The 8,931-nt window shown below is 56.4% G+C and carries 11 protein-coding genes; 2 read left to right on the forward strand and 9 right to left on the reverse strand.

Annotated features, from left to right (window positions below):
- Nucleotides 1-123: 123 nt before the first annotated feature.
- The 5 genes from D4765_RS18355 to D4765_RS18375 all read right to left on the reverse strand — a co-directional run bounded on the left by D4765_RS18355 (nt 124) and on the right by D4765_RS18375 (nt 4,922).
- The gene (locus D4765_RS18355; protein ID WP_136643762.1) at nt 124-537 is read right to left on the reverse strand and encodes a PIN-like domain-containing protein; all 414 of its coding nucleotides are present in this window, start codon (nt 535-537) and stop codon (nt 124-126) included.
- A gap of 102 nt (nt 538-639) precedes the next feature.
- Entirely contained in the window at nt 640-864 is a 225-nt protein-coding gene (locus tag D4765_RS18360; RefSeq protein ID WP_136643763.1) for a hypothetical protein, read from the reverse strand.
- Between the two features lie 104 nt (nt 865-968).
- A complete protein-coding gene (locus D4765_RS18365) occupies nt 969-1,562 on the reverse strand; it encodes a hypothetical protein (protein WP_136643764.1) in 594 nt (197 codons plus the stop codon).
- A 246-nt stretch (nt 1,563-1,808) separates the two neighbouring features.
- Nucleotides 1,809-3,071 (reverse strand): hypothetical protein, encoded by a 1,263-nt coding sequence (locus D4765_RS18370; RefSeq protein ID WP_136643765.1) that lies wholly within the window; start codon nt 3,069-3,071, stop codon nt 1,809-1,811.
- A 1,608-nt stretch (nt 3,072-4,679) separates the two neighbouring features.
- Nucleotides 4,680-4,922 carry a hypothetical protein gene (locus tag D4765_RS18375; protein WP_136643766.1) on the reverse strand — a complete coding sequence of 81 codons (243 nt, stop codon included), beginning with the start codon at nt 4,920-4,922 and terminating at the stop codon, nt 4,680-4,682.
- Between the two features lie 104 nt (nt 4,923-5,026).
- Here D4765_RS18375 and D4765_RS18380 point away from each other — a divergent pair, with 104 nt between their 5' ends.
- Complete coding sequence (locus D4765_RS18380) at nt 5,027-5,362, forward strand: hypothetical protein (protein WP_136643767.1); 336 nt, start codon at nt 5,027-5,029, stop codon at nt 5,360-5,362.
- A 487-nt stretch (nt 5,363-5,849) separates the two neighbouring features.
- On the opposite strand, the gene D4765_RS18385 is transcribed toward D4765_RS18380, so the two are convergent.
- Genes D4765_RS18385 through D4765_RS18395 form a run of 3 tightly spaced genes read right to left on the reverse strand, consistent with a single transcriptional unit; the run spans nt 5,850 to nt 7,440 of the window.
- Entirely contained in the window at nt 5,850-6,470 is a 621-nt protein-coding gene (locus D4765_RS18385; RefSeq protein ID WP_136643768.1) for a WhiB family transcriptional regulator, read from the reverse strand.
- A 33-nt stretch (nt 6,471-6,503) separates the two neighbouring features.
- Complete coding sequence (locus tag D4765_RS18390) at nt 6,504-7,115, reverse strand: hypothetical protein (protein ID WP_136643769.1); 612 nt, start codon at nt 7,113-7,115, stop codon at nt 6,504-6,506.
- On the reverse strand, nt 7,096-7,440 hold the full coding sequence (locus tag D4765_RS18395) for a hypothetical protein (RefSeq protein ID WP_136643770.1): 345 nt from the start codon (nt 7,438-7,440) through the stop codon (nt 7,096-7,098). The genes D4765_RS18390 and D4765_RS18395 overlap by 20 nt, the downstream gene beginning before the upstream one ends.
- A 369-nt stretch (nt 7,441-7,809) precedes the next feature.
- On the opposite strand from D4765_RS18395, the gene D4765_RS18400 reads away from it, so the two are divergent.
- Entirely contained in the window at nt 7,810-8,178 is a 369-nt protein-coding gene (locus D4765_RS18400; protein ID WP_136643771.1) for a hypothetical protein, read from the forward strand.
- Nucleotides 8,179-8,204: 26 nt separating this feature from the next.
- Here the strand turns inward: D4765_RS18400 and D4765_RS18405 are convergent.
- A partial coding sequence (locus D4765_RS18405; protein ID WP_237280553.1) for a hypothetical protein occupies nt 8,205-8,931 on the reverse strand: 727 nt, incomplete at its 5' end.

The raw sequence follows: 8,931 nt of genomic DNA on the forward strand, positions 1-8,931 counted from the left end.
CGCCACGACCTGACCATCGCGCGTCAGCACCGGTGGTACCCAAACCGCGCCACCACTGGTGCTGACCCGCACAATCAGTGGTGCCCAACCACACGATCAGGTGGTGCTCAAAGCCTCAAATACTCACTGCTTCGTGAGCTTGTCGATGTGTCGGTTTATCCTGTTCGCCAGCTTGTCGAACACTTTCTGGGGTTGCATGGGAGCGTCTTTTGCGATTGTCGGCTGGTCAAGCAGCGTCTGCTTCAGCGCCTGCAGATTCTTGAGAGCCTGAGCGTGCGGCGCGGTCATTCCAAAAATGACGCTTAGACGGTTCCTGGAGTATTCCAGGCCCACCTGGTGCGGCATCCACAATCGGTCACTAAGTGAAGCGAGAACCTCTCCTAACGTCTTCGAGGTCGCGTCGCTCGTGCGATACAAGCTGAGAAGCACGTTCGTGTCGACGACGACGGTTGCCGACTTCCAGAACTTTTTGATCTCTGACGGTGTCGGTGGAAAGTACTCCCGAAACATTCCTTGCAGACCAGTCGGATCTGTCATCACTTCTCCTTAGCCCTTCGAGACGAGAGGCACATCGGTTAGAAGCTTACTTTCGACGGTTACTCGGGAGACGGATTTCATGCGCTGGGGTCTCGCTAACATTCAGCTATGGATAATCCGGCGCGGCGTCTCGCCGACTACATGACCGAACACCAGACGAAGGCGGCCGGTCAGACTATTTACACTGCCCGAGGAGCTGCCGACAATGGAGGCCCCGGCGATCTCGAATTCTGGCAGACGCAGGGGAGGCTGGCCGCGGCAGCGGTCGAGGCGATCGAGATCCTCAATACGATGGAATCCGAGGGAAAGAGAGTCCTTCACCATCATCGTGCGATTCGCGATGCTCTGCGTGGAATTTTCGGGCCAGACATCCAATGGGCAAACGCGGCACCCACAGACTCACCCGAGTCCGTTCCCAGACAGCTATCCCACTATCCCAAGATGACGAGCGCTGCCCCGTGATTGCTTGCCCAGGTCTGGGCCAGCAACAGCGTGTTTTCCTTTGAGCCCCCAGTTATGCCGGTCGAGTGAGTGAGACCGATGCTTGTCAGGGTTCCCCAAGATCCGTTGTCGAAGACCACTAGGACGATTGGGCGGCCGATAGCCTCGGCCTGAGTGTCCACGAACGCGAACATACCCTTCATCGCCGCGTCTTGAGCGTCGCCGTCTAGACCTGCGTGGTTTACGGCGCTCATGGCTTCCTGGGCGCGATCCGATATATCGGATGCCACCGAGTCGGGAAGAGGTTGAGTCGGGTCGAAATGGACTTTACTGCCGTCGGACATCGTGTACGTCCGAATGGCCTTGCTGGCAAGCTGCTCCTTTTCGAACTCGGAAAGCTTTCCATCGCCATCGGTGTCACCGGGGATCGGCGTAGGAGTCGCGGCAGCAGTCCCAGCAGCCACGGATGGAATCGCGGTCCCTGCGGTTTCAGTCAACGCAGAGCTGCAGCCCGCGAGCCCCGGTCCGAGCGCCGCAAGTGCAATCCCCGCGAACGAGACGCCAATAGCTCGCTTAAAGTTCATGTCCGATCCCCGTCCCCGCTTTGATCCCAAGGTGTCGGATCCGTGACCTGCCTAGCGGGTATCCCCCAGCGCAGATCGATGCCCTGCAATAACAAGCGGCTTTGTCATTGAGCGCGAGCGTTAGTCCGTGCGCCGCAAACGGCCAGCTGCGACGCGTATTGGCCCCGTGGGAGCGCGTTCCGGTTACGAAGCGACTAGAGTACGAGCTACTCAGACGGCGTTCAGAGTCGTGCTGAGCGCTTCAGGTCATTTGGCAAGTTTAGATACAGCATCAATGATCTGCGCAAAAGTTGAAACTTGGATGACATCATCCTTTTCTCCGCTCTCGACAACGACGTAGCTCTTGCCAAATGCGCGATCGAGCAGTTGCAACCTCGCCCCGTCGACAGTGTCTGTGTCGGTCACGTTTGCCAAGAATGGTCCAAATGAACGAAGTTCCAGTTCCATCCGCTTGCTCGCGTTCGCGTTTGCGATCAGTCGTGCGCCGAGACGGATAACTACGGTTGCCGCCGAACCGGCCAAAACACCGATCGAGATCCTGACGATAAGCCTTCCCCAGTCGGGCGACCCGTCAGGGGTGTTTGGGTTTTCAAACAAAAAGAAGATGAGCGGGATTGCGGCGGCAATCAGGAACAGGAAACCGACCCCATATAGGACGAGTCCAGAGAGCCGACCCCATTTCGACTCGACGGCAAAGTTGGAGGCGATCAAATCACCTGCCCCAAGTGCGGCCAAATTTTCGTATTGCTGATTTACCCTGCGTAATTCGTCGAGGGCCACATGGGCGTCACCGAGGTCCGCCTCCATTGATGCTTTTAGCTCGCGAAAGTCATTTCGAAACGCTGCCTCCCTTTCGGCTCTCCACGCCTTGTAACGATCAGTATTCTCCGTCTCCATCGCGGCGACCGCCTTGATGCCGTCCTGTACGACGGCATCAATCCGAGCTTTTTCCCCTGTGATGGTCTCCGCGATCTCTTTTGCAGCATCCTCAATTTGCTGGAGTGCGATCAGGGAAGAATCCTTCGAGTTGCTGACTTCGACGCTGAACGTTTCAACTTCACCGCGTAGATTCTGATGTTCAGTATTGAGTTGCTCGACGCTTTCGCGCTGACGCAGAAGAAGGTTTTCGAACAGTGTCTCCATCTGGGTGACTTGTCCGCCCTTCCCGTAAGGACGGGGGAACGGAGCCATTGGAACGAGTATGTCCTCGGCCTGCGAGGCGGCATTATCCATGTACGGGTGAACTGTGCCGGTATTGGTGCGATCTGTGAGCGAAGACACCACCGCACCCAGGGGTACGAGTACCTGATCCAGCATGACCCGAGAAAAGAGCGCGACGAAATTGTCCGCGAGCAGCCGGAAGGACAACAAATGATCGATGTAGAAGCCGATGGTCTCAATAGGCGCGATGTCTTCGAGATTGCCCTGCTCTCGAATCCGGCTGAGCTGTTCTCTGATCTGCTGCGTCGCAATCCACACCTGATGATTGTCGAATTCTGATCTGATCATGGATCCCCCAAATTGCACCGAAGTTTGCCAGCGGCTGCGACGCGACCAAGCGTATTGCCCATCGGCGCAGATTGCTAAGTGCGACTGAGTAAGAACTAACGCCGAGAACCGGCGGCAAAACCGCCCATCCAGCGAGCTCTGTCGTGTCGTGAGGGGAAGCGCACGCTAGTCGCAATGGTCTCCAACTACACCGGCTAGGGTTCGATGACGATGTCGTAGGCGTGTCCTCCGCCGCATTCCGGACAGACCATCCAGCTCACCACTGTCCGCGGTTCGTGAGTAGTGCAGGGGGCGATCGTTACATTCGATCAACTGGACGTAAGCGGTAGGCGGGATCTTGAACCGGCTGGGTTTTGAGCAGTTCGGGCCCGCGTAAGCCCGTTCAGCGCGTAGAGCGCGTAGAGCGAAGAGAGTACGTCACCACTGATCGGCGCTCAGAATCGATCTGGTGGATTCCGGTTGTTCGAGCAGTTCGACGTCACTCGTAGTTCTTTCGATTCTCGTACATCCCAAAGTGCGATGCGGGTTGGTGATCGGTTGGCAGCTCATAGTGAACGGAGTCGTTTGCCGCACTGAGGGAACCGTATCTTCCCAGCAGCTCCCGTCTACTCGGATCGATGTCGAACGTGACGACTCGGTAGTGCTCGGTCGGCTTGTCGGGATCCACGCGCCGAATGAGAGCCTTCGGGTATCGCGGATTATTGCGAATCACGACCCACTCAAGTGCGCTGATTCGGATTGGGCCGTCACCGACCATCTCTGCTCCTCTCGGAGCGTACCGGCCTACGCTGAAACGACTAACCGCCTCAACAGTATCTCCGGCTCAGCTGGGACACTTGGACATTGCGCAGAAGATCGGCTCCTGGTCGCAGTTCGGGCAGATGAAGATCCACGGTTCGGCAGGGCCGGCCTCGGTCTCGGGTGTCAAGGTAATCATTTGGTCTCATTCCTATCGGACAGCTCCCAGCATACACTCAGAAAAGGTTCAGGTTCCACTATTGACGCTTACCCAATCCGGGCAATCCTCCACGGACGACCCTGATCCGACGCTTCTTCGGGTCCTCGGGCGTCGGTGCCTTCCCGAAGTTCTCAAGTCGCCGAGTGTAGTTCAAGGGGAGATCACGCAGAGGAGGAGTTGCTTACCGTGCAGGCTCACAAATTTTCCAAGCAAGCCTTGCCGTCCCGCTATGGGTGTCTCAGCAACCGTTTGGCAGATAGCCGTGGAGCGGCCTGGCTGGTCACGAGTTGAGGGTTGCCCTCAGATCCCCCGCCGAAGGTTTACTTCAGTGAAGTCGGTTGGCGATTGGGTCGCACCCTACGCCGGATACCTCTCACCCGCTTTTCAAGGCTGGCCATATCGGTGATCCGCGTCACCGACCCACGCGTCCCCGCCGTTGGCCTTCGCTCAAACCATGCTGCGTCTGGTTGCGACTTCATCAACCTGTAGATGTCGCCCGTCGATATATGCAGCTTTGCCGCCGCGCTGGAAATGCTTTCGGTTCCGGGATGCTTTGGAACCTTCTGGACTTGTCCGGACTGCGCCGCGTCCGGCTTCCCCGTCCGTGAATTCGCGTCACTTAGGTAAGCAGTCCAGATGACGCTTGGTGATCAACCGAGTCGTTTGGACAGCTCAAGCAACGTGACCCCAGTGTTGTACTTCTTTAAGTCTCGGATGATGAGTTCCGCTTCCAGATCGATCGATCTGCGAATCTCCTCGAGGATCACGAGTTCAGCAAGCTTCGCCTCGGTTCGCGGCTTGAACTTCAATTCACCCGCGTCTTCAATCCTCTCTTCAGCGAGTATTTGGATGGCGAGTCTGATCGCTTCGGGAAATGCTGGTTCGTCAGTCACATACACCCATCTGAGCTCGGAGTCTCTATCTACAAATAATAGTTGATCATTAAATTGCAGCTTTCGGACGACCATAACTTTGTGATCAACCGAAGGAGCAAGAAATGACAACCTACAAAGAACTCAATCTCAAAGAAATGACCCGCGGTCACGGCGAGTACATTTTGGACCAACGAGAAGAGTTGAAAAGAAGAAACGACCGAGGCATTTTCCTGGTGGATGATGCCGATTCTGTCAACAATGACGCCGAGTTGAATATCTTGGCACTCGGCGCTATCGAAATATCCGAAGGCCTGAGTGACCCCTTTTTCGACCGGAAGTTGCAGCCGAGCGATTGCGTGCGCGCCGCGTTGTCGCTGGCCTACCTCATTGATAGCTCAGACGGGGGTTGCCCCTCATGCGAGGTCGAAGCCTCTCTGATTGGAGAGGTCTCAAAATGAGGGACACAAGGGTTCCAGAATTGGCGGAGTTGACTCGCGAAACAGCCGAGTTCATTTGGGCTCAACGGAGCGCGCTCCAAGAGCTTCAGGATAACAATTCCGCTCGAGTTAGCGCAGACGCTCGCAGCTCCATGCACGCAGCAATGCATGTAATGGCTAAGGGGGCCATTGAAATTTTGGAAACTCTTCTCGAGGCCACCTGTGACTCGATTGATTTGAGCGAGTCTGTGGGCGAGGCTTGGATTATGGCTTTCTTAGTATCCGATGCGCTTAACCGCGACCTGTCGGTAGCCGATCACGAGGCTAGCTAGATTGCGAGGTGGTTCGGAGTTCAAGCGTCGTCGGAGCTCCGAACCACCATTTTTCCGTAAGTGTTCGACGTTGGCGCACCTCGGCTCTTCATCGCGCACAATGTCGTTTATGAAGTTGTGTGCGTCATAAAATGGAGTATCGGTCAGTTTTGACCCGGTTGCCTGTTCACAGACGGTCAACGCCAAGGGACGCCCTCTTTCGCTTCCGCGTCTATGCGGGCGATGTCATCCGCGGGCATCGGATTCTCGCCCCCCTCTACACCCCGTACGTAGGCCCGTCTAAGCGAGTCAAACTTCGCACCGATCTTTTGCCTTGATTTGCGCCCCCACCCGCCGAAGACCCCTTCATCGTCGAGGCCGCCGGCGGAGTTGGCAGCCCCTACCGAGAGGGCTTGCGCAAGACACTCCACCCGGAACGGGCAACCTGCGCAAAGCTTCTTGTCATGCGCTTCCTCGATCTCATGAATTGCCAGCGCGGATCCGTACTCAGTTGAATTCGCGCCGCCTGAGAAGTCTTTCGGGTTGGGCCACGAGCTGAAATGCACGACATTCTCGAGGCACGGCAACGTCGCGCCAGCCGGTATCAAAGTGTAAACGTGATGTTTTTTGGCTCTGATATGAACGGCCAGCAGCTTTCGCGCTGCCTTCTCGGATTCTGAGTCCGTAATTTCCCGATCGAATTCGACTAAATCTTCGGGCATCGGTGGTGCTTCGAGATTGGCTACGATTTCCGCGAATAAAGGAAAGCTCTCTTCGAAATCTATTCCGTTCAGATTCGCTCTCGACGTGGTTGTCAAAGTTTCTTCCTTTCAAGCTCGCTGGCTAGCAGCTCAGCGCTTCATTTTCATCAGGAACTGCGTTACGGCCGGATCCGCTGCCTCGGGCTCGCCCAGAAAATCTCGAGCAATTTTGTAGCTCTGGCGAGCCAGGTAAGACCGGATTCCTCCGGGGAAGACGAGAAGTCCAACGCTCAGAGGAACCGTGTTCTGGCCATTGGTCGGCGCGAACACCACGATCGCCTTTACCGTTGCCTGGGGAAGCGCTTTCGAATAGCGCTCGACGCCCAGCTCCATCTGTTTACTCAGGGCCCATTCGCTGTCGTCCTTTCGGAGCGGGCGAATGCCTCTCATCGGCCGCTTCAGAACCGGAATGGTCCAGTACACGTACCTTGGGTTCCATGCTTTGATATCAATCATGAGGACGCGGTTGCCGCTCACGAGACAGATGTCAATATCGCCCTTCATCTCGGACCTATCTGTCATGGAAGCTGGTACCGAGAGACTGGTGAACTTGGCGTAGTCCTTGGTTAGGCGGTTGGTGTTGAACCCTCGACTCATGAAGAGTTCACCCTTGGCGCCCACTTCATAGCGTTCTTCGCCGAACTTCTGCTTTGCCTCGTCGACGAAGCGACTTGAATCACCGTCATCGCTGAAGAATCCCATTCTGGGCAACCTCGATCTCTTCGGTCTGCCGGGAGATGAGCTGGTCCACGCTTGCCGCGAGGTCCGCGGCCTTCGCGAAGACGTCTTGTTCCGTTGTGGGCTGGATGGGTGAGCCGACCCAGCGTCCGCTGGCGTGGCGTAGTCCGATTTTCAGCCACTTCAAGCTCTCGTCTACCTCTTCCCGTTGTTCCTTGGTGAGTGAGCGCCTATTGGAATCGAGGTGTGAGTGCAGCTTGATCGATTCGGCCGCGAGACGCGCTCTGTGCTTACCACTCACCTTCATGGTGGGCAGGAAGAAAGGAGGCTTGTTACCGGATGTACTCACTTCAAAATTTTCTGCGAATCGAACCACGTTTCCCCCTCGGATCACCGTAAAATCAACTGTCTCGATTTTATCTATTTCTATTATATATCGTAACGTTTCGCGATGCTAGAACCGAAAGACATTTTCTACGGGTAACTCGGCCGCACTTCTTAAGTACGATAGTTAGAGAGTAAGAAATCCTCATTCGTACCGTCGTTCAAGAATCTGGGCGTTCGACGGTTACCATTTCGGATCATCTACATCGAAAATCGCTGAGTACTCGACAAAACTCAAATCACCCGTCTCAATTCAGAACTCCTCGATTCGCTATCACTTGGCGAATCCAGGAGTTCTTCGGTTAACGGCCTAGGCCAGAAAGAAGGGCACAACATGAGCGACACATTCCCGGATGAGGCGCGACACTCCGAGGAGGCGTATGAAGCGATCCGGCAAGTTGGGGACGGGCAGACCTCCAGCCTCCCGGCCCCTTGGGCATACGACGTCATCGGCAATCTGATGAATGCGAGCTTGCAACTGCCTCGAGCGTTCAAACACCTTTCCAACGGCCTCGCCATCTCCCTCACCCAGTTCGAGATGGTTGAGGAAGATGGCGCCGATCCATTGAAGCGAAATGCGGCCGCGAGAGCGCACCTGGCACAGGCAGGCGAATTGGCCAAGCAGCTGGCCGCAGAACTCGAGGCGGCACAGTCCGCAATCTCGCAGCAGGTCTACGCGCGCCCCAGACGAATGCGACCCTGACCAATGCAGCCCAGGGTGCTTGCTAGCTAGGCAGCGTCAGTGACCCAAGTGGGTGCGCCTACAAGCTCACGTGCAGTGCTCCGCGCGAAACCCTCTCCGTACTTCCGGTTCAGCAGTTTTGATGCGAGCACTTCCTCGATGGCGGAAATGAGTGCTGGATCCGTCAATCTCGCGGTTGCTATTGCTCCTCTGGCGGCAGCGCGCCAATCGGGGATCATGTCTTCACGGGCGTCCCGCGTACTTCGACGTCCAGCCATCGGTGAGAGGGGGATGGGGTAATGCTCGACGATCTGGGTGACGAAATCGTATGCAGCCGAAGTGATCTTCTTGATCCGGACAGCCTCATCTCTTCGAGCCTTCGCGGCCACTGCGTAACGCTCGGCTGCCATGGCCTGAGCTTCTCGAGGCGACACGCGATCTCCGGTAATCGGATTCACGCGACCGTGTTTGATCTCGTCGGCGACGCCGTCGAGGATCTCATTCAGATATCGGATCGTGTGCACGGTTAGGTGCAAAGCCTCCCCATCGGTTTCAGTGCCGTCCGGCCCTCTGATCGGGAACGGGTTGCCGCTCAGTGCCGCCCTGAGCTTCTTCTCGACCGGTCTGTGTGTGATCAACTCTTTGTCGGCCGTTTCGGCGCTGGATTCCTGCCAAGTTAGTGGCTGGTTTCCTGCCAAAAGAGCACTAAGAATCAGGCCAGCAGCTCCCCGCCGCGAAATGGGGTTCGGGGACTGCGCGAGATTGAGATCACCC

This window comes from Subtercola vilae, assembly GCF_004923255.1.
Classification (GTDB): Bacteria; Actinomycetota; Actinomycetes; order Actinomycetales; family Microbacteriaceae; genus Subtercola; species Subtercola vilae.

Excerpts from the sequence above, each read along its gene's own strand:
- D4765_RS18355 (WP_136643762.1), bottom strand. The coding sequence starts at position 537 with ATGACAGATCCGACTGGTCTGCAAGGAATGTTTCGGGAGTACTTTCCA.
- D4765_RS18360 (WP_136643763.1), bottom strand. The coding sequence starts at position 864 with ATGATGGTGAAGGACTCTCTTTCCCTCGGATTCCATCGTATTGAGGAT.
- D4765_RS18365 (WP_136643764.1), bottom strand. The coding sequence starts at position 1,562 with ATGAACTTTAAGCGAGCTATTGGCGTCTCGTTCGCGGGGATTGCACTT.
- D4765_RS18370 (WP_136643765.1), bottom strand. The coding sequence starts at position 3,071 with ATGATCAGATCAGAATTCGACAATCATCAGGTGTGGATTGCGACGCAG.
- D4765_RS18380 (WP_136643767.1), top strand. The coding sequence starts at position 5,027 with ATGACAACCTACAAAGAACTCAATCTCAAAGAAATGACCCGCGGTCAC.
- D4765_RS18390 (WP_136643769.1), bottom strand. The coding sequence starts at position 7,115 with ATGGGATTCTTCAGCGATGACGGTGATTCAAGTCGCTTCGTCGACGAG.
- D4765_RS18400 (WP_136643771.1), top strand. The coding sequence starts at position 7,810 with ATGAGCGACACATTCCCGGATGAGGCGCGACACTCCGAGGAGGCGTAT.